The sequence below is a fragment of the Sphingobium sp. PAMC28499 genome, assembly GCF_004795815.1.
Lineage (GTDB): Bacteria > Pseudomonadota > Alphaproteobacteria > Sphingomonadales > Sphingomonadaceae > Sphingobium > Sphingobium yanoikuyae.
Window position 1 is genome coordinate 1,021,807 of sequence record NZ_CP039248.1, and the last position, 23,979, is coordinate 1,045,785.

Here is a 23,979-nt window from a genome sequence, read left to right on the forward strand (position 1 = left end):
AAAAGGGGCAAGGAGAGAGAAAATGGAGAAACGACAGGAAGACGGCGAGACGGTGACCCATCTCTCGAAAGTCGAGGCACGCAGCGGATCGCGTACCACCGTGACCCGGTCCATATTGGTAACAAGCCTCGCGCTCGTCATTGCGGCTCTGCTCATCGTGGTTGCGATCGGCTATTTCAGGGCCGACAAGACCGGCGCGGATGAGGTTAACAGCGATAACCGCGCAGGATCGGCCGCCCCCAGGACTGAAGCCGTCGAGTAATAGCGGCAATATCAGGTTAAATGCGCCAAGTGGATGGAAAGAACGCCGTCGTGCGCGGTGACAGGATGGCGAAGTCCGTCTATCCCCGAGTCATGGCCTCCATTTTTTCTCCGGCGCCCACGCACGCGGATTCGCTCAGAACACGGATAGCCTCTTTCCCGTGGGAGAAAACGGCACTGGGAGCCAAGGCCGGCTGGCCAATTTCGCTGCGGACCACGGTCGAGCTCTCGCTCGCCTCGGATTTTCCGATGTTCATCATGTGGGGGGAGGCGCAGATATTCCTCTACAATGATGCCTATGCGCCCTTTTTGGGAGCTCGTCACCCCGCAGCACTTGGCCAATCGATGTGCGATGTCTGGCCCGAGATCTGGTCCGAGCTCTCGCCCCTGCTCGATAGAGCCCTTGGCGGCGAGACGGTTTCGGTCGAGGACATGCACCTCGTCATGACCCGCAATGGTGATGCCGAGGATACATGGTGGACCTTCTGCTACAGTCCGTTGTGCGACGACGCAGGCGATATCGTCGGCGTTCTCGATATCGCGGTGGATGTGACGCAGAAGTCTACGGACGCCCGCAGGATCGAGGAAAAACGGGCAAGGCTGGAGAAAAGCGAAGCGCGTTTCAGCGCATTGGTAAGCGCGACCTCCGACGCAATCTATCAGATGAGCGCCGACTGGCAGGAAATGCGCCACCTCGACGGACGTGGTTTCCTCGTCGACACGCAAGCACCATCTGTTCGCTGGCTTGAACTCTATGTTCCAACGGATGACCATTCCATCGTGATGGACGCGATCGCCCGCGCCATCGAAGCCAGGGCGCCCTTCATGCTGGAGCATCGCGTACGTCAGGCTGATGGCACCATCGGCTGGACAGCGTCCCGCGCCGTCCCCATCCTCGACGATGACGGCAATATCCTTGAGTGGTTCGGCACGGCCACCGATGTAACGGCCTCGCATCTTTCGCGCGAAGCTCTGGCCACAAGCCGGGAAAAGCTGGAACTCGCGACACGCGCGGCCCGCCTTGGTCAGTTCGACTATTGGCCGCAGACCGGACAGCTTGAATGGGACGATCGCTGTCGTGCCCTTTTTGGCCTGCATCCCGGTGCCCCCGTCAGCTATGAAACCGCCTTTCTGGCGGGCCTGCATCCCGAGGATCGCGAAGGGGCCGACGCAGCGGTGCGCGCCGCGCTCGATCCGGCCGGCACCTGCATTTTCGACACCGAGTATCGGACCGTCGGGATCGAGGATGGGATCGAGCGGCATATCCATGCCCAGGGCCTGGTAATGTTCGAGGGGCAGGACCCAATCCGTCTTATCGGTACCGTGCAGGACGTCACCGCCGATCGCCAGGCGCAGGCCAGTTTGCGGGAGGTCGAGGAGCGGCTGCGTCTTGCTGGACGGGCTACCAATGATGCGGTGTGGGACTGGAATTTCCGCGACGATCATGTGACCTGGAACATCGCGCTTGAGCATGCCTATGGGCACAGGCTCGAAGATGTCGAACCGACCGGCGGGTGGTGGCTGGACCATATCCACCCGGATGACCGGCAGCGGATCAATGACAGCATTCACGCGGTGATCGATGGCGAAGGGACTGACTGGACCGACGAATATCGCTTTGCCCGCAGCGACGGCAGCTATGCCGATGTCCTCGATCGCGGCTATGTTCTGCGTACGCCTGCCGGCGAGCCGCTGCGTATGGTCGGGGCGATGCAGGACATGTCCGCCCGCAAGGCTGTCGAGCGCCAGCTTGAGGAGGATCGTCGCAGGCTCATCGAGGAGGTCGAGACCAAGACGGCCGAGCGCGACAAGGCTGAGGACGCCCTGCGCCAGTCGCAGAAGATGGAAGCGGTCGGCCAACTGACTGGTGGCCTAGCCCATGATTTCAACAATCTGCTCACGGGCATTTCCGGCGCCCTGGAAATGATGCAGATACGTATCGCGCAGGGCCGGGTCGGCGAAATCGACAAATATTCCGTCGCCGCCCAGGGCGCCGTGCGCCGCGCCGCTGCGCTCACCCACCGCCTGCTCGCCTTCTCCCGCAGGCAGACGCTTGATCCCAAACCGGTCAATTCCAACCGGCTGATCTTCGATCTGGAAGAGCTGATCCGGCGCACGGTGGGACCACAGATAGAGGTCGAGACCGTCGGCAAGGCCGGTATCTGGACAACCCTGGTCGATCCCAATCAGCTTGAAAATGCGCTGCTCAACCTCTGCATCAATGCGCGCGATGCGATGCCAGATGGCGGGCGCATCACGATCGAGACCGCAAACAAATGGCTGGACGACGCAGCAGCGCGCGAGCGCGATCTGGAACCGGGCCAATATGTCTCGATCTGCGTGACAGACACCGGCACGGGCATGACGCCAGAGGTGATTTCCCGCGCCTTCGATCCCTTTTTCACGACCAAGCCGCTGGGCGAAGGCACTGGCCTTGGCCTATCGATGATCTATGGATTCGCACGTCAGTCCGGCGGCCATGTGCGGATCTATAGCGAGGTCGGGACGGGTACGACCATGTGCCTCTATCTGCCCCGCCACTTCATGGAAGACGAGGAAAGCGAGGACGCGTCAGTCATTCCATCGCTGAGTGAGCAGGCGGCCAGCAATGAACCACGACGCGGTACGATCCTGGTGGTCGATGATGAACCCACGGTTCGGCTCCTCGTTGTCGAGATAGCGCAGGAACTGGGCTATGATGTGCAGGAAGCGATGGACGGCCCAGGCGCCATGCGGCTGTTGCAAAATGGCGTGGCAATCGACCTGCTGATCACGGATGTGGGCTTGCCCGGCGGGATGAACGGTCGACAGGTTGCCGATGCCGCACTCAGCCTCCTGCCGGATCTCAAGGTCCTGTTCATTACCGGCTATGCTGAAAATGCCGTCATCGGCAATGGCCAGCTCGCGCCCAATATGGCGCTCGTCACCAAGCCGTTCGCGATGGACGCATTGGCAAAGCGGATTGGCGATATGCTGCCCTGATCCCGCGAGGCGGCAATCGACCGAGCACTGCGCCGCCTCCAATATCAAGAGATCGTCAATCTTGCGGTACGACCGGCGGTCGGCCTGACAAGATTTTGCGGCTGAGTTTCAGGCAAGGCTTCAGGCCGCGACGGATCATGTACGGGGTCTTCCGCGTTCATGGGGCAAGCAAAAAGGACAGAGATGATGCTTGCCAACGCCCGCCGTGAAATCCTGACCCGCCCGATCTTCTCCCTCGTCGAGGCAGCCCTGCCCGCCCTTTCCGCTACGGAGAGCGAAGCGATCGAGGCGGGCAACAGCTGGTGGGACGCGGCCCTCTTTACCGGCAATCCGGATTGGGATCAGCTTCTTGCCGTACCGCCCGCCCGGCTGACCGACGCGGAGCAGGCCTTCATGAATGGTCCCGTCGAACAGCTGTGCGGCATGATCGACGACTGGCGCATGACTTGGCAAACGCACGACTTGTCGCAGGAAGCCTGGGACTATCTCAAGCAGGAAAAATTCTTCGGCATCATCATTCCCGAGGAATATGGCGGCCTTGGTTTTTCCAATTTCGCCCATAGCGAGATTGTCCGCAAGATCGCGACCCGTTCCGTATCTGCCGCGGTCACTGCGATGGTCCCCAACAGTCTGGGGCCGGGCGAACTCATCCTGCGCTTTGGAACCAAAGAACAACAGCACCACTGGCTGCCGCGGCTGGCTGATGGTCGCGAGATTCCCGCTTTCGGCCTGACCAGCCCGGAAGCCGGCTCCGATGCGGCGGCGATGGTCGACGAAGGCGTCATCTGCAAGGGTCAGTGGGACGGCGAGGAGGTGATCGGCATCCGCCTCAACTGGCGCAAGCGCTATATCACCCTGGGTCCGGTCGCGACATTGCTGGGCCTCGCCTTCAAGCTGCGCGATCCCGACCATCTGCTGGGCGGGCAGGACGAGATCGGCATCACCGTCGCGCTGGTCCCCACCGACCTTCCCGGCGTGTCGATCGGGCGCAGGCATATCCCCTCGATGCAGAGTTTCCAGAACGGCCCCAATGAGGGCCATGACGTGTTCATCCCGCTCGACAACATCATCGGCGGCCCGGATCGCGTCGGCCAGGGCTGGAAAATGCTCATGAGCGCACTGGCGGCCGGCCGGGGCATTTCCCTGCCTTCCCTGTCTGCAGCCGCCGGCGCTTTTGCGGCTCATACGACCGGCGCCTATGCGCGGGTGCGCTCCCAGTTCAACCTGCCGATCGGCAAGTTCGAGGGGATACAGGAGCGGCTGGCGCGGATCGCGGCCAATGCCTATCTGCTCGATGGCGCGCGCCGCCTGACCTGCGCGGGGCTCGATCAGGGGAACCATCCCGCCGTCATTTCTTCGATCCTCAAGCTCCACGCGACCGAACGCATGCGGACCGTCATCAACGACGCAATGGATGTGCATGGCGGCAAGGGGGTGATCGATGGGCCCAATAATTATCTCGGCAATCAGTATCGCGCGATCCCGGTCGGCATCACGGTCGAGGGCGCCAATATCCTCACCCGCAGCCTGATGGTGTTTGGCCAGGGCGCGATCCGCTCCCACCCCTATCTGCTCAAGGAGATCCGCGCGGTCGCAGATGCCAATCGCGGGCGGGCGCTGGCGCAGTTCGACGATGTGCTGTGGAAGCATGTCGGCCACGCGCTCAAGACCGCGATCCGCGCTTTCGCGCGTAACTGGACCGGCGGCCTGTTTGCACCGGCGCCCAAAGCCGGGCGGGCGACCCGCTATTATCGCCAGATGAGCCGCTATGCCGCGACCTTTGCCTTCATATCCGACATATCCTTCCTGACCCTGGGCGGCGAGCTCAAGCGGCGCGAACTCCTGTCCGCCCGGCTGGGTGACATCCTGTCCGAACTCTATCTTCTTTCCGGCGCGCTCAAGCGCTGGGAGGATGAAGGGCGCCAGGATGATGATTTTCCCCTGCTCGCCTGGTGCATGGACAGCGGCTTTGCCACGATCGAGCAAAGGTTCGTCGAGATCATCGAGAATTTCCCGGCGCGGCCCGTCGGCTGGATGCTGCGCCTGTTCATCCTCCCCTTTGGCCGGCGTCGTCATGGCCCGACGGACCGGACCATCCGTCAGTGCGCGCAGATCATCCTGGAACCCTGCCCAGCGCGCGAACGGCTAATCGACAATGTCTTCATCGGCGGCCCGGAAGAACCTGTCGCCCGCCTGACCGAAGCCTTCCGCCTGATGGTCGATACCCAGCCGATCCACGACCGGCTGCGCAAGGCGCGGATTAAAGATTGGGCCAAGGCGCGCGAACGCGGCCTGCTGTCGAGCGCAGAACTGGCGCAGCTCCAAGAGGCAGATCGAGCGGTCGCGGACGTCATCGCCGTCGATGATTTCGCGCCCGAAGATCTGCGGCGCAATTCTGCTGCATCGGACTTGGCACAGGCCGCCGAATGAGCCGGCCGGTCTACATTGTCGATGGCGCCCGCACGCCCTTTCTCAAAGCACGTGGCGGCCCCGGCCCGTTCACGCCTGTTGACCTGGCGGTACAATGTGGGCGCCCCCTCCTGCTAAGGCAGAAATTTGCCCCCACGGACTTCGATCAGGTCATATTGGGGTGCGTCAACGTCATCGCAGATGAGGCCAATCCGGCGCGCGTCGCTGCACTGCGTCTGGGCTGCGGGACGCAGACGACCGCCTTTACCGTTCAGATCAATTGCGGTTCGGGCATGCAGTCGATGGACACTGCCTACCGCTATATCGCCGATGGCGGCAGCGATCTCATCCTGGCCGGCGGTGCTGAGGCGCTCAGTCACGCCCCGCTCGTGTTTCGCCAGGATGCCGTCCAATGGTTCGCCGCGATGCAGGGCGACAAGACCAGCCCCTTGGCCTCGCTGAAAGCGGCCAGCGGATTTCGTCCCGACTTCCTCAAGCCCATCATCGGACTGGAACGCGGCCTCACTGATCCCATCACCGATCTTGGCATGGGCCAGACCGCCGAAATATTGGCGCACCTCTTCTCCATATCGAGGGCGGAGGCGGACGCTTATGCCGTCGAAAGCCACAAGCGTCTTGCCAGGGCGCAGGCGGAGGGATGGCTGGAGGGGGAACTTCTTCCTGCTTTTGCCAAGGATGGGACCGTATATTCCCAGGATGATGGCGTGCGGCCCGACAGCAGCACAGAGAAGCTCGCGACCCTCAAACCGGTATTCGAGCGTCCTTATGGGAAGGTCACTGCGGGCAATAGTTCGCAGATCAGCGACGGCGCCTGCTGGACCATTCTCGCCTCGCAAGAGGCCGTCGAGCGCCATGACCTTATACCCCGCGCGCGGATCGTCGACAGCCAGTGGTCGGCGCTTGATCCCGAGATCATGGGCCTGGGCCCGGTGCTCGCCTCCACGGCGCTCCTCAAACGCAATGGCCATGGATTGGCGGACATCGACCTGTGGGAATTGAATGAAGCCTTCGCTGCGCAGGTGCTGGCCTGCCTTGCCGCATGGGAGGACGAAGCATTCTGTCGCACCATATTGGGCCTTGAGGGGGCAGCCGGGCGCATCGATCCCTCGCGCCTCAATGTCGATGGCGGCGCGATTTCCCTAGGGCACCCCGTGGGCACGAGTGGCACACGGATCGCACTGCATCTGGTTCAGGCGATGGAGCGGCTAAGGCTGAGGCGCGGCATCGCTACCGAATGTATTGGCGGCGGCCAGGGCGGCGCCATGTTGATCGAACGGCTGTGAAGGAGGCCATGATGAACGATCCTGTCTGGTCCTTTCTTGCCGATCGCGATCTGGAGACCGGTCCCGCGCCCCATCGCTCGGATGCCCTGCATCACTGGAGTCTCACGCGCGACGCCCATGACATTGGCTGGGCTATCCTCGATCAACAGGGAACGGAAACCAATGTCCTGTCCCAGGCCGTGCTCGAGGAGCTTGGCCATATACTCGACATGATTGCCGACCGTGCGCCCCGGGCGTTGGTCATTCGATCCGGCAAGAAACAGGGCTTTCTTGCGGGCGCAGACATCAGCGAGTTTCGTAATATGCGCGACGAGGCGATGGTGCGGGACCGGATCGCCGCCGCGCATGCGATCGTCGACCGGCTCGAAGCGCTGACCTTTCCAACCATTGCGGTCATGCACGGCTATGCCATGGGTGGCGGCCTCGAGGTCGCGCTGGCGTGCCATCAGCGCATCGCCATCGAAGGGACAAGGCTCGGCTTCCCCGAAGTGCAGCTTGGCCTGCATCCGGGGCTCGGCGGCACGGCGCGCTTCACCCATTTATGCGATCCGATCGCGGCGATGGAACTGATGCTGACCGGCAAGTCGATCGATACCAAGCGCGCGAAAGACATGGGGCTGGTCGATGCGGTCGTCCCTGAACGCCACGTCCACGCTGCCGTCATGGCCGCAGTTGCAGGAGATATGGACCAGGGTCGGCAGGCATTGCTGGATCGATTGAAAGACGCCGCGCCAGTCCGCCATCTGGCGGCGCGGCAGATGCGCAGCCAGGCTGAGGCCAAGGCACCCTTGGCCCATTATCCCGCGCCCCATGCGCTCATCGACCTGTGGGAAACTCATGGTGGCGACCGGGAGGCGATGAAACAGGCGGAGGTCGCTTCCTTCGCGCATCTCATGATGAGCGATAGCGCGCAAAATCTCATACGCGCCTTCTTCCTGCGCCGGAAGCTCAAGGGACTGGCTGGGCCGGAAACGAAGACGATCGCCCATGTCCATGTCATCGGCGCGGGCGCGATGGGCGGCGACATCGCGGCCTGGTGCGCCTGGCGCGGCCTTCGCACCAGCATTTCCGATGTGAAGCCCGAGCCGATTGGCGCTGCTCTTGGCCGAGCCGCGAAACTGTACGAAAAGCTCGCCCATGGAGATCGGCTCAAGGTTCGCGATGCGCTGGATCGGTTGATCCCCGACCCGGATGGTGCGGGCATCGCCAAGGCCGACATTCTGATCGAGGCAGCCCCGGAAAAGGTTGATCTCAAGCGGACCCTCTATGCGAGCGCCGAGCCACGCATGAAGGACGGCGCAATCCTGGCGACCAACACCTCCTCCATTCCGCTTGAGCAATTGCGCGAGGGGTTACGCCATCCCGAGCGGCTGATCGGCATCCATTTCTTCAATCCCGTGTCGCGGCTCGACCTGGTGGAGGTCATCAGCCATGACGGGGGCGATCCGCAGGTCGAGGCGGGCGCAAGAGCCTTTGTCGGCATCATCGGCAAGCTGCCGGCCCCGGCCCGCAGCGCCCCAGGCTTCATCGTCAACCGGATCCTTACCCCCTATCTGGTCGAGGCGATGACGATGATGGAAGAGGGCATCGCGCCCGAGACGATCGACAGGGCGGCAATGGATTTCGGCATGCCCATGGGCCCGCTGGAACTTGCAGATCAGGTCGGCCTTGATATCGGCCTTGCGGTTGCCGCCATGCTCAAGCGAGAACTGGACTGGCCCATACCTGCCACGCCGCAATGGTTGGCAGACAAGGTCTTGGCGGGTCAGTTGGGCCGGAAAGCCGGGAAAGGCATATATGCCTGGAAGGACGGCCATGCGGTCAAGAACAGCGCCCCGCAGCCCCCGCCGGAGATGGCGGACCGGCTCATCATGCCGATGCTCAACATGGCCGCCGCGACCCTGCGCGAGCAGGTGACCGACGATCCAGATATCATCGACGCTGCCATGATCTTCGGCACCGGATTTGCGCCCTTCCGCGGCGGACCGCTCCATTATGCCCACGCACGCGGGATTGGCGAAGTCAAAGCCGTGCTGGAAGGGCTGCGCGAAGCCCATGGCGAGCGGTTCCGGCCCGATCCGGGCTGGGACTTGCTGCAATGAGGACCGGCGGGACCGGTCCTCTCGAACTTCGTTCGGCAGAGGAGGTCGCCGACCGCATCATCGCTCGCACTGATGGGCATATCGTCCTTGGCCTGCCATTGGGCCTGGGCAAGGCGCCTCATATCGTCAATGCCCTCTTCGCCCGTGCCAGCGCTGATCGCGCCATCAGGCTGCGTATCTTCACGGCGCTCACGCTCGAGCAGCCCTCGCTTGGCACGGACCTCGAGCGTCGTTTCCTCGAGCCCGTGTTCGAGCGGACAATGGGCCGATATCCGCGCTTTGCTTATGCGCAAGCGCAGCGTGCGGGCGAGATGCCGGCCAATATCGAGGTGAATGAATTTTTCTTCCAGGCCGGCAGCCGGCTCGGCAATGGAGATGCACAGCGCCACTATATTGCAGCCAACTATACCCATGCGATGCGCTATCTGATCGACCAGGGCGTCAATGTGGTGGCGCAGATCGTGGCGCGACGGGGAAACAGCTATAGCCTGAGCTGCAATAGCGACATGACCCTCGACCTGCTTGCCGAGCGCGATCGGGGCCGGGCCGATTTTGCCCTGATCGGTCAGGTCAATGACGAATTGCCCTTCATGCGCGGTCCGGCCGAAATCCCGTCCGATCGGTTCGCAATCATTCTCGACAGCGCGCAGACACGCTTTCCCCTCTTCGGGCCGCCACGCCAACCCGTAAGCACTGCCCAGCACGCCATCGGCGCCCATGTGGCCGCGCTGATAGCCGATGGTGGCTCGCTTCAGATCGGCATCGGCGCGATCGGCGACGCGATCGCCCACAGCCTGATCCTACGGCAGGAACGGCCGGATGCCTATCGCGCAACGCTCGACCGGCTGGGCGCTCCCGAACCATGGGAAACGGGCCCGTTTGAGGAAGGCCTATATGCGCCGACCGAAATGCTGGTCGACTGTTTCCTCGACCTCATAAGGGCCGGCATCGTCAAGCGTGAAGTCGATGGCGCGATCGTACATGGCGGCTTCTTCGTTGGCCCGCGCAGCTTCTATGCCGCGTTGCGGGACATGGATGAGGATCTGCGCGATCGCATCCATATGCGCGAGATCAGCTATATCAATGCGCTGTTCGGCAACGAAGCGGCCAAGCGCAAGGCCCGGCACAAGGCCCGCTTCGTCAACAGCGCCATGATGGTCACGCTGCTGGGCGCCACGATCTCGGACGGGCTTGAAGATGGCCAGGTCGTCAGCGGCGTGGGCGGACAGTATAATTTCGTCGCGCAGGCGCTCGAGCTCGACGGCGCGCGTTCGATCATCACGCTGCCTGCCACCCGGCGTCACAAGGGCGAGAGCCAGTCCAATATCGTCTGGAGCTATGGCCATGAAACCATCCCGCGCCATTTGCGCGATATGGTCGTGACCGAATATGGCGTGGCGGACCTGCGCGGCCAAAGCGATGAGCAGGTCATCCAGCGCGTGATCGCCATTGCCGACAGCCGCTTTCAGGGCGAACTTGTGGAAAAGGCCCGGTCCGCGGGCAAGATAGCGCCCGACTGGGACATTCCCGAAGCGTACAGGGATAATCTCCCCGAGCGGATCAGCGCGGCCATGCCCAAGGAGACATTTCCGTCCTTCCCGTTCGGCACGGACTTTACGCAGATCGAGCAGCGGCTCCTGCCGGCGATGCAATATCTGGCAGACCATGCGACTAGGCCCGCCCAACTGGCCGCCCTGATTGCCCGCGGCCTGCGCGGTGGTCAGCCCGACGAAGCGGAATCGGCCGCGCTCGAGCGCATGGGGCTGGATGCGCCCCATGGCGTCAGGGAGCATAGCTATCGCGCGCTCATCCTGGGAGCCTTGCGCAGTGCCGGACAGTAAGGACAGGAAAGAGGCGACCGGGCCAGGCGTCGCTTCGACAGACAGGGGAATGGCGCAGATGAAGGACGGCAAGGATAGCCCGCACCCCGATCTTGACGCAGAAGAGGCCGCCCATGTCGAGGAGCGTAGTACGGGGTCGGCAAAGGTCGTCCATGAGGTCGTGCGGCTCCAGGGCGAGGAGGAGCTGGATCGTCCGATCCTTGCGCTCATGCTTTCCGGCCTGGCCGCCGGCCTCGCGATCACCCTGTCGCTCATGTGCGAACTGTTCCTGCGGGCAAGGCTGCCCGACACGGACTGGGCGCCCCTCATCTACCTGCTGGGCTATCCGGTCGGATATCTGATAGTGATCATGGGGCGGCTCCAGCTCTTTACCGAAAGCACGGTCACAGCGGTGCTGCCGGTCGCGACCCGTCCGAGCCTTAGCAATCTGGGCCGTCTGGCGCGCCTGTGGGCCTGCGTGCTGGCTGGGAATCTTGTCGGCGTGACGCTCGTAAGCGCGCTGATGGCCGGTGAGATCATCATCACGCATGAACAGCGCATCGTGGCGCTCGATATTCTCGCCAAGCTCGAATGGCAGGACTGGTCGAAAACCCTGATGCTGGGCATTCCGGCTGGCTTCATCATGGCCGCGATTGCGTGGGCCTTGCCAAATGCCAAGGGCAGCGAATTCTGGGTAATCTTCCTCCTGACCTATGTCATCGGTCTTGGCGGCTTTTCGCATGTCATCACCGGTTCTTCCCAGATCAGCTTCCTCTGGTTGAGCGGCGAGGTCAGTTTCCAGCAGGCCTGGTTCGGTTTCTCTCTGCCTGCGCTCATCGGCAACATCATCGGTGGTAGCGGCCTGTTCGCGGTCCTGGCCCATGGGCAGATGCGAAGCGACCTTACCGAAGGGGGATAGCGTTCGGTTTCAACCGTCGCCGGCAGGCAGAACTGCGCGCAGAGACTTCTCGATTTCCCCGCCGCAATAGGCCTCGCCATAGCGCGTCACGCTTCTTGCCTCGAGCCTCGCCAGGGCAGGATGAGCGCGCAGACGCTGGACCAGACCCATCGTTGCCGGCGCATGTTGGGCGAGCATGGCAGCGATTGCGCTGAAGCGGCTGGCCATGGTGCCCCATAATGTCACGGTCACGATATCGGCCAGATCCAGTTTTGCGGTGCCGAGCATGAAACCCTTTCCAGCTTCAAGGCCGCTGCTTGTGCCCACAGCCTCCCAGATGCGCATCCATTTGACAAGCCGAGGAATAAAGCTGGCCCATCGATCCTCCGTCCACATCTGCCGGCCGCCATCCAGCGTCAGTTCGTCAATGATATCATTTGCGTCATTGACGAGCTTGACCGTCAAGGCGCGTTCGCGGGTACCGCCATGCACAAGGTCAAGACGCTCTGCCAGATAGACCATGATTGCTGGCATCTGCGACAAGGCAAATCCGGTTTCATTATCAACCAGGAGGGGTGGTCCCATGAAGGGCACCGGCTGATCCTCCGCAGCCATTTGCATCAGCGCGGCGATCTCACCCTCATCATGTTCGTTCCAGCTCTTGCCCGCAAAGGCAAGCGCGGCCCGGATGAACTGTCCGCGGAACGGCAATGGCCAATAATAGAGCTCGAAATCCTTCTCCACCCTCATCCCTCCTTTACGTCCGTGCCTCTGCCAAAAGGCTTTCCTGGGCATATTGGTTGCCATGAAAATCTTGCTGGCAACCTCCGGGCTGGAATGGTGCACAGGAACACAGTGGCGCAGTTCGCGTTCTCCAATATGAGCTATCAGCAGTTTCCAGCAGCAGTTTCGGGGGCCAGCCAGGCGATTAGATCGAAGCTTCGATGGGGGGCATAGCCTCAAAGAAGGTCTTCTCCGCCAATGATAGTGCAATTGCGCAGGGAGCTTGGGACGCATGTCGAATGAAATAGGTTCGGTTCGGCAATGGGATGAGGGGGACCTGATGGAAGCCTTTCTTCTCATCCAAAGCGAGCGCCATACCAGTGACGACCAGATAATTTTTGCAGAAATGCGGCGCCGTGCCGGTGGCGGCGCACGTGAGCAGCGCGATGCTTCTAACCGGCCTCGACTGTGGAACTTCGAGCCGGACCGGCCTCTGCTCTGAGATATGGTCGCCAGCCCGGCGCGCGCCAAAGGCGAGGCGTTGCCGGGCCGGGACACCTCAACCCGCTGCAACCCCGTCAGGCGAAAAGCGGTCTGTTATTTCGGCTAGCGCCCGCCCACTCATCCAGGCGGATTGCGATCTGATCGCGCCCCCCACGCTTTGCGTCGTAAAGCGCTTCATCTGCCAGCCGGTAGAGCGTGCCAAAGTCAACGCGGGATGCCGAGGCCGTCACACCGATACTCACCGTCATCATGCGATTGCCGATGATGTCGCCATGGCTCAGATCGGCCAAGGTTCCGCGCAGGGTTTGTGCAAATTGCTCGATGTTCCCAACTTCAGCTCCTGTGACCATCATCGCAAACTCCTCCCCGCCCAGACGACATACGGCACAGGAGGAGTTTTCATGCTGCGCGATGCAGCGGCCCATAGCTGCCAGAACGTGATCGCCAGCCTCATGACCATAGACATCGTTGATCGACTTGAACCAATCGACGTCGATCAGGAGCAAAGCGACCAGCGCGCCTGATACAGGCAAGCCTTCGAGCATCCTGCCGGTTCTTTCCATGAAACCCCGTCGGTTTGGCAGCCCTGTCAGAACGTCGCGGCGGGCAAGCTCATGGGCCTTAGCCTCTGCGAGCCGCGCGACGTCTCGTTCCATCCGCAATCGGGCATGAGCACGCGAAGCGGCAGCGGAGAGCCACAATGTTTGCCAGGCCGCTGCGAACAGGACCAGAATTTGCGACCCACCGCCCCAGAACATGGCGTCCGCATCGAAGAAGCTGGTCGACGCAAGGACGATCATTGGCAGTGCCCAGGCCCCACCCAGGCTCCGCGCCGCGCTGCTTCCCCGTCGCCATGCCTGGCCGATACAGGATGCGACCGCCGCCAGATTGGCCAGGACCAGGAACCCCAGCAGATTGCCGAGCATGTCGAACGGCCCCGAACGCATCAGCGAAAGCGGGATGCCCAATGCGCACACGCTTGCGGTGAGGCCCAGGGCGGTGCGCCTCAACCCCGCATCGAGATGCTGTTTTTCAAGAGCAGTGACGGCGCTCAAAGTGGCGAGCGTGATGGCGAGACAGGAGAGACCAGTGCAGATTTGTGCCGATACCGCGCCCGCCATCGAGGGAAAGAAGAACAGATGAAGTTGCGACCAGCACGCCCCCCATATGACCATGCAGCATGCCCATGCAGCCTGCCAGCCGGCATGTTGCTGACGAACGGCAAGAGCCAGTGAGGCGTTATAAATCGCGCCCACAATCAGCAGAACGAGCGCAGCACCGGTCAAGGTAGCCAGGCCAGTTGTCTGGGTGGCTTCTTCACCGCGCTCGACAAGCCTCATCCGCAGGAGATGCGCGCTCGCCACTCTGTCAAATCTCAAGGTGAAGGCCACGACAGGAACGTCGCGATAGGGCGCGCGGAACGCGAGTTGGCCGCCAGCTCTCCAATAGGTCCCGAAATTGCCGCTCCGGACATGTTGCTGCTCGACGGCACCGTCACGATAGATGAAGCGCACGACCAGCCGATCAAATCGAGAGCTGTGGATGATCAGCGACAGATCCTCATGATCGCGCGAGCCCTGGGGCAAGGCGGCATGGAGCCACAATGTGCCCTTCTGATAGCCATCAGGATCACCATTGCAGACAAAATGGGAGGGGCGCGTGTCGTCAGGGGCGATCGATCGGCTCACTGCATGACATAGAGGATCGCCAATGCGTAGCAATTCAGCGCGCGCAGGCTGTGCCCCGCCCAGGATCAGTAGTGCGATCGAGAGCATGGCGCAGCAAATCGCCAGCCCATGTCGGGATAGACCCCTGATCAGAATCCGCGCATTCATCGCGGCCCCTCTAGCATGAAAATGCGTAAATATACTGGGCACTTTGCCACTGGCTCACCTACGGGCAGCAATCCGCCCGGCTCGCGTCAACACTCACCATGAAATGACGAAGGGCTTCATGAAAATCCTGCCGCTAAATCCATGACGATATCGAAATGAATATTTCGAATGCCGCTCCATACATGTCTTCTGCCTCAATAGACCTTGGCGAGGGCGCTCTGATAGTGTCAAAATTGCCACATTAGCATTATTGTTTTCGCACGCGGCAACCCCGGTGCATGCCCTTTAGTTTGAGCCTCGTGGACATAATCAAACAGGGACGTACATCATGAAGAAGATCATTCTCCCGTTGCTGGGCTGCCTGGCACTACCGACTGCTGCCATGGCCCAGGACGACACTACACCCGATGGCAGCAAAGCCTTCGGTATTGAACCCTATGTAGGCATTCTGGGCGGTTATCACACTTTCGACCGCGGGACCGAGTTCGGCAGCGTTCCGGGCGAGACGATCATGAACGGTGCCCTGATCAGCGGCATCGCGGGCGTGAATGTGCCGCTCGGGCCGGTGTTCGTCGGGGTGGAAGGGAACGCCTCGAAGGGCTTTAGCGACATCGACTGGGAATATGGCGTGAAGGGCCGTGTAGGCGCCCGCGCAGGCGAGAGCGGTTTGATCTACGCCTCGGCCGGCTATCAGTGGGTCAATGGCAAAGGCGGCTGGCCCGACGAGAAGGACTGGATGTACGGTGCGGGTGTCGAGGTGGGGCCAAAGGAGATCGGCCTTGGCGGGGTCACTGGCAGCAGCGGCGTCCGCCTGCGCGTGCAGGTCGACACCTATGATTGGGACAGTTTCCGTCCCATGGCTGGCGTCATTTTCCACTTCTGAAAATTACCACAGTTCCAGGGGAAGGAATAAGATATGGCCTTCCCCCAGGGCGCAAAGGCTGATCGCACAGCCGCTTCTGGGCCGCATGCGCCTTGAGCGAAAGATGGGCGCTGCCATGGGGTAGAGCGGGCAACTACAGCGGCCCGTTCTCCCATTCAGCCCGAATGTGCCGGGCTCATCCACATGATCTGAAGATTTTCTGCCCGTACCGTGAACCCGTTGAATACCAAAGCGTTTTGCGTGGGCTACTGCGCTCTTTGCAGCATTTTGGAGGCTTGTGCATGACGATCGAGGTTCGCTTCCCCGATGGCAGCCGTCGGGATGTGCCGAGCGAGCTTCGTGTTCTGCACGCAGACAGCGCGAGCGAAGAGCCTGCATTCTGGCATGTACCGCTCAACTGCGATTCCTATTGGCGTTTTGCGTTTGACGGCGTGCACTGGAATGCGCGCCCCCGAACGGGTAGCCTTGCCATGTTCCGCAGTCCGGGCATCGAGTGGTGGCGGGGCATAGCAACAATGTCGGACGAAGCGGCTTTGGGTCAGGAACAGTGTCTGCTGGTCGCGGTCAACGCCTGATAGCCTATAACTTCTCTTGAACAGCGAGGCGATGCGCTCACCATTGTGTCAGCATATTCTATGTGAGCCGCTGCCAGGCCTCTTCCATCGCATCGCGCAGTCGCGCCGCCCAGAAGGATTGCCCCTGGCCTTGGGAAATAAGGTCCTGCCTGACCTCGATTTCAGCGTAGCGAAGGTCATTTGAAAGGGCGTGGAAGGGCATGCTGTAATCGGTTTCATCCATGGCATAGGGAGCATTGTCGCCCACCTTGATCGGCAACCGGCGTAGCGCGTCCAGCAGGCAAATCGCAAAATCGATCCGGCCGGCGGCGTGCAAGACGCCCACCGACCAGGGGCGCCTCATCTCGTCCAGTATCGGGGTAAAACTATGGAGCGCGAGCAGGATTGTCTCCTGCCCCGCTGCCAGCCGAGCTGAGATCATTTCTGAAATGCCGGAATGATATGGAGCATGGATGGAGGTGACACGCGCCAGCCTGTCGGTTTCAGTCAAACCCTGATTTCCACCGATATCGGTCCCATCGGACGACGCAGGTATCGCGTCGTCGCGCGCGGGATCGCGATTACAGTCGATCACCAATCGCGAATAATTCTGGAAGATGAAAGGGGCATCGAGGAGACGCGCCAGTTCCAGCCCCATCTCTCTCACGCCTATGTCGATTGCGATATGCCGAGACCAATCGGCCGGGCCTACGCCAAGATCACCCAGGGCCGAAGGAATTGCGAGCCCTGCATGATCTCCGGTCAGGAGGAACGGGGAGGAGCCGTTCGCGTTGATGACGGTGAAGGGCGCGGGATCGGCTGGCACCAGTAGATTCATGGTTTCTCCCTGCCCATTGGGAACTTCCTTTCATGCCGTTGCTCACAATCGAACATGTGACGACTTATCGCTATCAGCAGTCGGTGTCGCTGGGCGAACATCGCATCATGATGCGGCCGCGCGAGGCCTTCGACCAGCGATTGCTCCGCGCGCGGCTCGACATCGATCCTCAACCTTGTGAATTGCGCTGGCTGCATGATGTGTTCGGAAATTCCGTGGCCATTGCTCTGTTTGACAAACGCACGTCGCACTTGAAAGTCGCGAGCGAGGTCACGCTCGAGCATGCACCCTTGACGCAGCAGCAGGTCGACGTCGAACCCTATGCCCGGCTTTTCCCCTTCACCTATTCGTCGGAAGACATGCCCGATCTGTTGCGGTCGATCGAACGAAACCATCTCGATCCCGAGCGGATCGTCGACAATTGGGCCAGAGGTTTCGTCAGCAATCATGGTGATACAGCGACCATCGATCTCCTGACGCGGATCGCGACAGGCATCCAGCGTGACTTCACCTATGTGCCAAGACATGAAAAGGGCACCCAATCTCCTATGGAGACGTTGCGCAAGCGGCAGGGGACCTGCCGTGACTTTGCCGTGCTGATGATTGAGGCTGTCAGGGCGCTGGGCTTCGCCGCCCGCTTCGTGTCGGGCTATGTCTATAACCCATCGCGCACCGAAGGGCTGGTCGGTGGCGGCAACACCCACGCCTGGGTCCGTATCTTCCTGCCCGGATCTGGCTGGGTGGAATTCGATCCGACAAATGGGATCATCGGCAATCGCGGCTTGATCCGCGTGGCGATCGCACGCGACCCGTATCAGGCGCTACCGTTGTCGGGCACCTGGTTCGGCCTGCCTGCAAGCTTTCTGGGGATGGATGTGAGCGTCAACGTCAGTCGTGCCGATCCAGAACCATTCTCGCTCTCCGGCCATGGCGCCATCAACAGCCGGCTTGCCGGCAATCAGGAAACGAACCCGACATGCTGATCCGGTGCGGCTATGATATCGAATTCTCGACCGAGAACCGGACGGCGATGATGGCCATGCTCAGCCTGCATCCCTCGCGCCATCAGGATCTGCGAACGCCGCAGCGGCTTATAGCGGCGCCCGACATTCCGCTTTATCAATTCGAGGACGGGTTCGGCAATGTCGCCACCCGGCTCACCATCCCACCGGGCAATGTGCGCTTGTCATGCGACTTTGTGATCGAGGATAGCGGAGATCCCGACCAGCGCTCGCCCAGTGGTCCTCAGATGCCGGTGGAAGAGCTTCCAGATGCCGTCATGCCCTTTCTCCTGGGCAGCCGCTATTGCGAAACCGACCGTCTGATGGACGTGGCATGGGCTCAATTTGGTCATCTGGCCATCGCGCGGGAAAGGGTGGAGGCGATCGTGGGCTTCGTGCATCATCATATTGAATTTGGCTATCAGCATGCGCGCGCTGACAAGACCGCCTGGAATGGCTATCAGGAGCGAAAGGGCGTGTGCCGTGACTTCGCCCATCTCGCCATAACCTTGTGCCGCTGCATGAATATCCCCGCTCGCTATTGCACCGGTTATCTCGGCGACATCGGCGTGCCCCCGGTAGATGCTCCGATGGATTTCAGCGCATGGTTCGATGTCTATATCGATGGCGCCTGGTATACCCATGATGCGCGCCATAATCGCCCGCGTATCGGCCGGATCCTGATGGCGCGCGGGCGCGACGCCACCGACGTAGCCTTGACGACCGCTTTTGGCCCGGCAAAGCTGGTGCGATTTCAGGTGCACACCCAGGAAGTAACCGCCCTTGACTGAGCAAAGCGACCCGCTTCTCCAACCCTGGACTGGCCCGCTTGGCGCGCCACCTTTTGCGCGGATAGGCGATGACCAGTTCCTTCGCGCGGTCACGACCAGCATCGCCTGGCATAAGGCTGAACTTGATGCGATTTGCGAGCAGGTCGCGCCCGCGACCTTCGAGAATACGATTGCCGCACTGGAACGGTCGGGCGAGCCGCTCGCGCGCGTCCGGCGGTTGTTCTGGGCCCTGTCCTCGGCGAAGGGCACGCTGGCCATCCGCGAGGCGGAAGCTGAAATTTCGGCGCGACTTAGCGCGCATGCCGTCGCCATAAGCCATAATGACCAATTGGCAGCGCGCGTCTTCGCAGTCCATGCTTCACGGCACGAGAGCGGCCTCACCCCGGAACAGGTCCGCCTCGTGGAGGATAGCTATGCAAGCTTCCTTAGAGGCGGCGCAGCGTTGACGAGGGCTGGCAAGGACCGCTTTGCCGCTATCGAGGCTCGCCTGTCTGCCCTAGCAGTTCAATTCGGGCAGAATGTGCTTGCCGCAACAAATGCCTGGGTGCTCGATCTGGAGAAGAATGAGCTTGAGGGACTGCCGAGCGCAATATGCGAGGCGGCTGCGGCGCGAGCAGCAGCGAAGGGGGTGCAAGACCGTTATCACATAACGCTCGATCGCACCGACCTGGAGGCATTTCTGACCTTTTCGAAGAGGCGCGACTTGCGCGAGGCCCTATGGCGGGCCTTCACCGCCCGTTGCGACGGCGACCAACATGATAATTGGCCCATCATCGCCGAAATGCTCGCGTTGCGCAGGGAGAGGGCGGTCCTGCTGGGCTATGCCGACCATGCGCATTATGCGCTGGCCGACAGCATGGCGCATGATCCGGCAGCGGCGAGCGCGCTGATGCGCCAGCTGTGGGCGCCGGGCAAACGGCGCGCAGCGCAGGAAGCTGCTGAACTGCAGGCATTGATCGATGCGGAGGGCGGCGATTTCCGCCTCGCGCCCTGGGACTGGCGCTTTTACGCGGAACAGGTACGACGCACCCGTTACGCGCTCGATACTGCGGCAGCTGCGGAGCATTTGCGGCTCGATGCGGTGCGGCAGGCAGCATTCGACACAGCCGGCCGACTTTATGGCCTGAGCTTCTACAGGCGTGCGGACATAGAAGGCTATCATCCGGACGTCTGGGCCTGGGAAGTGAAGGAGAGCAACGGGAGCATTGTGGGTCTGCTCTTCACCGACTATCTGGCCCGCCCGGAAAAACATGGTGGCGCTTGGATGGGAAGCCTGCGGGTGCAAGAAGCGATGGATGGCGACGTGCGCCCGATCGTCTATCTGGTCGCCAATTTCGCCGCTGCTCCGCCACCCGACCGGGGTGCGACCCGCCTTTCGATTGATGAGGCGCGCACCTTGTTTCATGAATTTGGCCATGCATTGCATGGGCTTCTTTCACGGGTCACCTACCCCAGCCAATCCGGAACTGCGGTTGCCCGCGACTTCGTGGAGTTTCCCAGCAAGTTCATGGAGAACTGGATTGTCAGCCCGCAGGTGCTCGCCGGTCTTGGGATGCCGGACGATCTGATCAGCGCCATTCGCGAAGCGGAGGCTTATGGTCAGGGCTTTGCCACCGTGGAATTGATCGGCTGCGCATTGCTGGACCTTGCCATCCACCAGAAACCGCACGCGCAGATCGATCCTCGCGCATTTGTCGAGGCGCAGCTTGATGCGCTCGCAATGCCCCGCGCGGTCGGGTTGCGCCATCGCTTTCCCTATTTCACGCATATCTTTGATGGTGGCTATTCGGCTGCCTATTATAGCTATGCCTGGTCCGAAGCATTGGATGCCGACGCATTTGAGGCTTTTGTCGCAACCGGTGATATTTTTGACCCCCGTCTCGCATCGCGGTTCCGCGAAGAGATACTCGCTGCAGGAAATAGCCGCGATCCCATGGAGTCTTTCCGGGCCTTCCTGGGACGCGCGCCCGACGGAACGGCCTTGATGCGAGCAAGGCATCTTCTCGACGCCTGAACGCCCCTAGCGCGCAAGCTGATTTGCCAAGAGTGAACCACGGGTTGCGGCCAATCACGCCTTTCGCCAACCGCCGCGCTGCACATGGCATTCATGGTGAGCGCATAACGGACAGAAGCGGGCTGCATGTCCTCATGCAAGGGTAGCAGACCCATCGAGGGACCTTGTCAGGCGGCGATGGTCACCGAGGTGTCGACATGCTGTCCGGTCTGGATCACCTCATCAGTATGAACCTTGAACGAGGCCAGTCGCATCGGACCGAACGCCGTGGTCAAAGCGGTATCGGCTGCGTCGCGTCCGCACGCCATCAGGATGCGCCCTATGCGAGGGACATGATGCCGCGCATCGAAACTGTGCCACTCACCACCCAGATACACTTCGAACCAGGCGTGGAAATCCATTGGGACATCAACCGGATCGACGCCGATATCGCCAAGATATCCGCTGCAATATCGTGCCGGAATGTTCATGCACCGGCATAGGGCCACTGCAAGATGGGCAAAGTCCCGGCATACGCCAACCCGCTCATTATATGCCTCCCAAGCGGTCCTGGTGCATCGCGCATATTGATATCCGTAGGTCAGATGCTGGTGCACGAAATCGACAATGGACTGCACACGCTGCCACCCGGGCGCGATATGGCCGAAATGATACCAGGCTTTCTGGCAGAGGAGATCGGTCTCGCAATAGCGGCTGCCCATGAGATAGATGAGGACGTCCGAGGGCAAATCCCGAACTTCATGCTGGACTGCCGATGGACTTTGGCGATCGTGCAGGCCGCTATCGGCAATCGTGAAGTCACATGACAGGGTGGTGCGACCTGCCGGCAGGGTCATGCGTGTGCAGATATTGCCAAAGCTGTCACGGTAATCATGGGTCGGGATCGGCGCGCCTGTCCTGATCCTGTGGGGGGTACGAAGATCGGGAAACCTGGACGGTCGGATCGTGAGGAGGGAAATTAACGGCGTAGGAGCACCGGTTTCCAGGACCAGTTCATAGCCAGCACGAATGAGCATAACTGCCTTTCCAATTCGAGGCGCGATCTAGACATGAAAATCTACAGGTCATTCGATGGTTTCTTTGTCCAGAAATCATCCGACAAATGTTAAACCTTCATTATTTGATCAAAAGATGATCTATTCAATTATATTCGCAATAATTGGTATCCGCGCAGGGGCTATATTACCGCCTGATGCTTTCGTTCTTCGCCGATGCATATCTCTCCCAACAGTCGGGACAGTTCATTCACCGAATAGGGTTTGTGCAGAAGTGGAAAGCCATGGCGGCTATCATCAGCCAGGACATGGCTATAGCCACTGGTGAGCACCACGGGGATTTCCGGCCAGCGCGCCCGGATCTGACGCCCAAGCTCCAGACCATCGATCCCGGGCATGACGACATCTGAAAAAACGATATCGATATTGCCGTGCGAACGCTCAAGCACCGCGATCGCCTCAGGAGCATTGGCCGCACGCCACGTCTTGTAACTAAGATCCTCGAGGAGCTGCGAAGCGAAGTCTCCGACCGGCTCATTATCCTCGACGATCAGAATATTCGCATGCTGGATGGCGCAACGTCCTGACGGCGTGACATCCTCCAGGGAATGTGGCGCGGCAGCCCGCGGCAGATAGAGGCTGAACGTCGTCCCGATACCCAACCGACTTGCAACGTCGATCTCGCCACCGGACTGTTTGATAAAGCCATAGACCTGGCTCAGTCCCAAACCCGTACCCTTGCCCACCTCCTTGGTCGTGAAGAATGGCTCGAATATATGTTCTATCTGCCCTTCGCTCATGCCCAAACCCTCATCCGTCACGGAAATCCTGACGAAATCGCCCCTGGCAGCCGCGAGGCCGCCGCGGGCCGGGATTGATCCGGCCGCTTCCACCGACAGGGTAATCCGTCCCTCTCCACTCATCGCGTCGCGTGCGTTCACCGCCATGTTGATCAGCGCGGTTTCGAACTGGCTCGCATCGACTTCGACAAAACAGGAGGTGCAGATCGGGTCGACAACAAGGGCAATGCGCGAACCCACGACCGTTCGAAGCATATCCGCAACGGCTTCAACCTTGCGCGCGGCATTGAACGTCTCTGGTCGAAGGGCCTGGCGGCGCGCAAAAGCGAGAAGCTGGCTCGTCAGCTTCGCCGCACGGTCCACGGTCTCCGAGATGGCATCAATATATTTCTTCTGCTTCTCGCGCGGCAGCTCGCGGGTCGCGAGAAGGTCGGCGGACCCACGGATGATGGTGAGAAGATTGTTGAAATCATGCGCAACGCCGCCTGTCAGTTGCCCGATCGCTTCCATCTTCTGAAGTTGGCGAAGCTGATCCTGAGCCGAGGACAGTTCGCGCGAACGCTCCTCGACACGCGCCTCCAGCGTGTCATTGAGAAGGCGCAGCTGTTCTTCCGCAATGGTCCGCTCCAGAAGGTCTGCGGCCTGCCGGGCGAGGATATCGAGCAGACGCAGGTCCCGCTCGGAAGGATGATGCGGACGATCCCAATGGGTGGAGATCATGCCGAGCAAGCGGCCGGTGCGCGAGAGAAGCGGCGTGGTCTGAGCCGAGCGGATGCCCGCGGCGCGAAACGCATCGAGGTCGGCAGTCCCGGCGATATCGGCCCATTTCTCGAAATCAGGAACAATGGCGCGCTGACCCATTTTCAGGGCTAGCGTGCAACTGCTGTAGGCTGCTGGACTGACCCACTGCCAGAACCCGACCGCTTCTGCCGGCAGGCCTCTGTGCGCCAGCAACTGGAGTTGCCCCCCATGTCCCGAAGGATCATCGGCGGGGCAAAGGAGTTGCATCGTCCCGAACTGGGAGCCGGTGATGGCAACAGCGGCCTCCACGATCTTGCCATAGAGTTCGAACCGATCATTCTCGGCGATGAGCGTAACGCTGATCGCGTGAAGCAACTCGATATCGGACGGTTCCCTGGCCGGGCCCTGAACTTGCGACCCACGCGGCAATATCTGCGGCCCACGATATGTGACAGTCATCATTGCTCCCATGCCGCCATCATCGGCCGCGCTTCACGCCAAAAGAGGCATATGCACGAAAAGTT

Annotated in this window: 18 protein-coding genes; 13 read left to right on the plus strand and 5 right to left on the minus strand. The window is 61.1% G+C overall.

Translation table 11 applies throughout. The features are described from left to right. Positions 1 to 22 precede the first annotated feature (22 nt). From E5554_RS04865 to E5554_RS04895, 7 genes are all read left to right on the plus strand, one after another. Positions 23 to 262: a hypothetical protein gene (locus E5554_RS04865; protein WP_136186126.1), complete on the plus strand. Its 240-nt coding sequence runs from the start codon at positions 23 to 25 to the stop codon at positions 260 to 262. Between the two features lie 20 nt (positions 263 to 282). Continuing rightward, positions 283 to 3,243 (plus strand): PAS domain-containing protein, encoded by a 2,961-nt coding sequence (locus E5554_RS04870; RefSeq protein ID WP_136186127.1) that lies wholly within the window; start codon positions 283 to 285, stop codon positions 3,241 to 3,243. Between the two features lie 183 nt (positions 3,244 to 3,426). After that, positions 3,427 to 5,673: an acyl-CoA dehydrogenase gene (locus E5554_RS04875; protein WP_136186128.1), complete on the plus strand. Its 2,247-nt coding sequence runs from the start codon at positions 3,427 to 3,429 to the stop codon at positions 5,671 to 5,673. Further along, positions 5,670 to 6,956 carry an acetyl-CoA C-acetyltransferase gene (locus tag E5554_RS04880; RefSeq protein ID WP_136186129.1) on the plus strand — a complete coding sequence of 429 codons (1,287 nt, stop codon included), beginning with the start codon at positions 5,670 to 5,672 and terminating at the stop codon, positions 6,954 to 6,956. The genes E5554_RS04875 and E5554_RS04880 overlap by 4 nt, the downstream gene beginning before the upstream one ends. An 8-nt stretch (positions 6,957 to 6,964) precedes the next feature. Next, positions 6,965 to 9,058: a 3-hydroxyacyl-CoA dehydrogenase NAD-binding domain-containing protein gene (locus tag E5554_RS04885; RefSeq protein WP_247594378.1), complete on the plus strand. Its 2,094-nt coding sequence runs from the start codon at positions 6,965 to 6,967 to the stop codon at positions 9,056 to 9,058. Further along, on the plus strand, positions 9,055 to 10,899 hold the full coding sequence (locus E5554_RS04890) for an acetyl-CoA hydrolase/transferase C-terminal domain-containing protein (protein ID WP_136186130.1): 1,845 nt from the start codon (positions 9,055 to 9,057) through the stop codon (positions 10,897 to 10,899). Before E5554_RS04885 ends, E5554_RS04890 begins: the two co-directional genes overlap by 4 nt. A gap of 49 nt (positions 10,900 to 10,948) precedes the next feature. Then, positions 10,949 to 11,797: a formate/nitrite transporter family protein gene (locus E5554_RS04895; RefSeq protein ID WP_136186131.1), complete on the plus strand. Its 849-nt coding sequence runs from the start codon at positions 10,949 to 10,951 to the stop codon at positions 11,795 to 11,797. Between the two features lie 9 nt (positions 11,798 to 11,806). Here E5554_RS04895 and E5554_RS04900 read toward each other — a convergent pair whose 3' ends face one another. Beyond that, on the minus strand, positions 11,807 to 12,526 hold the full coding sequence (locus tag E5554_RS04900; protein ID WP_136186132.1) for a glutathione S-transferase: 720 nt from the start codon (positions 12,524 to 12,526) through the stop codon (positions 11,807 to 11,809). Positions 12,527 to 12,791: 265 nt separating this feature from the next. On the opposite strand from E5554_RS04900, the gene E5554_RS04905 reads away from it, so the two are divergent. Beyond that, entirely contained in the window at positions 12,792 to 13,001 is a 210-nt protein-coding gene (locus E5554_RS04905; protein WP_097385136.1) for a hypothetical protein, read from the plus strand. 76 nt (positions 13,002 to 13,077) lie between these two features. On the opposite strand, the gene E5554_RS04910 is transcribed toward E5554_RS04905, so the two are convergent. Then, positions 13,078 to 14,838, minus strand: a complete 1,761-nt coding sequence (locus E5554_RS04910; RefSeq protein ID WP_136186133.1) for a GGDEF domain-containing protein — start codon at positions 14,836 to 14,838, stop codon at positions 13,078 to 13,080. A gap of 328 nt (positions 14,839 to 15,166) precedes the next feature. On the opposite strand from E5554_RS04910, the gene E5554_RS04915 reads away from it, so the two are divergent. Together E5554_RS04915 and E5554_RS04920 are read left to right on the plus strand one after the other, a co-directional pair. Further along, complete coding sequence (locus tag E5554_RS04915; protein ID WP_136186134.1) at positions 15,167 to 15,721, plus strand: opacity protein; 555 nt, start codon at positions 15,167 to 15,169, stop codon at positions 15,719 to 15,721. 281 nt (positions 15,722 to 16,002) lie between these two features. Further along, positions 16,003 to 16,296 carry a hypothetical protein gene (locus tag E5554_RS04920; protein WP_136186135.1) on the plus strand — a complete coding sequence of 98 codons (294 nt, stop codon included), beginning with the start codon at positions 16,003 to 16,005 and terminating at the stop codon, positions 16,294 to 16,296. A 58-nt stretch (positions 16,297 to 16,354) separates the two neighbouring features. On the opposite strand, the gene E5554_RS04925 is transcribed toward E5554_RS04920, so the two are convergent. Continuing rightward, a complete protein-coding gene (locus E5554_RS04925; protein ID WP_136186136.1) occupies positions 16,355 to 17,113 on the minus strand; it encodes an N-formylglutamate amidohydrolase in 759 nt (252 codons plus the stop codon). Positions 17,114 to 17,145: 32 nt separating this feature from the next. On the opposite strand from E5554_RS04925, the gene E5554_RS04930 reads away from it, so the two are divergent. Genes E5554_RS04930 through E5554_RS04940 form a run of 3 tightly spaced genes read left to right on the plus strand, consistent with a single transcriptional unit; the run spans position 17,146 to position 20,919 of the window. Then, positions 17,146 to 18,096, plus strand: a complete 951-nt coding sequence (locus E5554_RS04930) for a transglutaminase family protein (RefSeq protein WP_136186137.1) — start codon at positions 17,146 to 17,148, stop codon at positions 18,094 to 18,096. After that, positions 18,090 to 18,905, plus strand: coding sequence for a transglutaminase family protein (locus tag E5554_RS04935; protein ID WP_136186138.1), 816 nt, complete (start codon positions 18,090 to 18,092; stop codon positions 18,903 to 18,905). The genes E5554_RS04930 and E5554_RS04935 overlap by 7 nt, the downstream gene beginning before the upstream one ends. After that, positions 18,898 to 20,919, plus strand: coding sequence for a M3 family metallopeptidase (locus tag E5554_RS04940; RefSeq protein WP_010336624.1), 2,022 nt, complete (start codon positions 18,898 to 18,900; stop codon positions 20,917 to 20,919). Before E5554_RS04935 ends, E5554_RS04940 begins: the two co-directional genes overlap by 8 nt. 167 nt (positions 20,920 to 21,086) lie before the next feature. On the opposite strand, the gene E5554_RS04945 is transcribed toward E5554_RS04940, so the two are convergent. Then, a complete protein-coding gene (locus tag E5554_RS04945; protein WP_136186139.1) occupies positions 21,087 to 21,935 on the minus strand; it encodes a transglutaminase family protein in 849 nt (282 codons plus the stop codon). A 161-nt stretch (positions 21,936 to 22,096) separates the two neighbouring features. Further along, on the minus strand, positions 22,097 to 23,917 hold the full coding sequence (locus tag E5554_RS04950) for an ATP-binding protein (protein WP_247594379.1): 1,821 nt from the start codon (positions 23,915 to 23,917) through the stop codon (positions 22,097 to 22,099). Between the last annotated feature and the right edge of the window lie 62 nt (positions 23,918 to 23,979).

Bases quoted from the DNA above. Each gene is read 5' to 3' on its own strand.
- E5554_RS04935 (WP_136186138.1), top strand. From the start codon at position 18,090: ATGCTGATCCGGTGCGGCTATGATATCGAATTCTCGACCGAGAACCGG.
- E5554_RS04920 (WP_136186135.1), top strand. From the start codon at position 16,003: ATGACGATCGAGGTTCGCTTCCCCGATGGCAGCCGTCGGGATGTGCCG.
- E5554_RS04950 (WP_247594379.1), bottom strand. From the start codon at position 23,917: ATGATGACTGTCACATATCGTGGGCCGCAGATATTGCCGCGTGGGTCG.
- E5554_RS04865 (WP_136186126.1), top strand. From the start codon at position 23: ATGGAGAAACGACAGGAAGACGGCGAGACGGTGACCCATCTCTCGAAA.
- E5554_RS04880 (WP_136186129.1), top strand. From the start codon at position 5,670: ATGAGCCGGCCGGTCTACATTGTCGATGGCGCCCGCACGCCCTTTCTC.
- E5554_RS04885 (WP_247594378.1), top strand. From the start codon at position 6,965: ATGATGAACGATCCTGTCTGGTCCTTTCTTGCCGATCGCGATCTGGAG.
- E5554_RS04925 (WP_136186136.1), bottom strand. From the start codon at position 17,113: ATGAATCTACTGGTGCCAGCCGATCCCGCGCCCTTCACCGTCATCAAC.
- E5554_RS04900 (WP_136186132.1), bottom strand. From the start codon at position 12,526: ATGAGGGTGGAGAAGGATTTCGAGCTCTATTATTGGCCATTGCCGTTC.
- E5554_RS04930 (WP_136186137.1), top strand. From the start codon at position 17,146: ATGCCGTTGCTCACAATCGAACATGTGACGACTTATCGCTATCAGCAG.
- E5554_RS04895 (WP_136186131.1), top strand. From the start codon at position 10,949: ATGGCGCAGATGAAGGACGGCAAGGATAGCCCGCACCCCGATCTTGAC.
- E5554_RS04870 (WP_136186127.1), top strand. From the start codon at position 283: ATGCGCCAAGTGGATGGAAAGAACGCCGTCGTGCGCGGTGACAGGATG.
- E5554_RS04945 (WP_136186139.1), bottom strand. From the start codon at position 21,935: ATGCTCATTCGTGCTGGCTATGAACTGGTCCTGGAAACCGGTGCTCCT.
- E5554_RS04905 (WP_097385136.1), top strand. From the start codon at position 12,792: ATGTCGAATGAAATAGGTTCGGTTCGGCAATGGGATGAGGGGGACCTG.
- E5554_RS04910 (WP_136186133.1), bottom strand. From the start codon at position 14,838: ATGAATGCGCGGATTCTGATCAGGGGTCTATCCCGACATGGGCTGGCG.
- E5554_RS04875 (WP_136186128.1), top strand. From the start codon at position 3,427: ATGATGCTTGCCAACGCCCGCCGTGAAATCCTGACCCGCCCGATCTTC.
- E5554_RS04915 (WP_136186134.1), top strand. From the start codon at position 15,167: ATGAAGAAGATCATTCTCCCGTTGCTGGGCTGCCTGGCACTACCGACT.
- E5554_RS04890 (WP_136186130.1), top strand. From the start codon at position 9,055: ATGAGGACCGGCGGGACCGGTCCTCTCGAACTTCGTTCGGCAGAGGAG.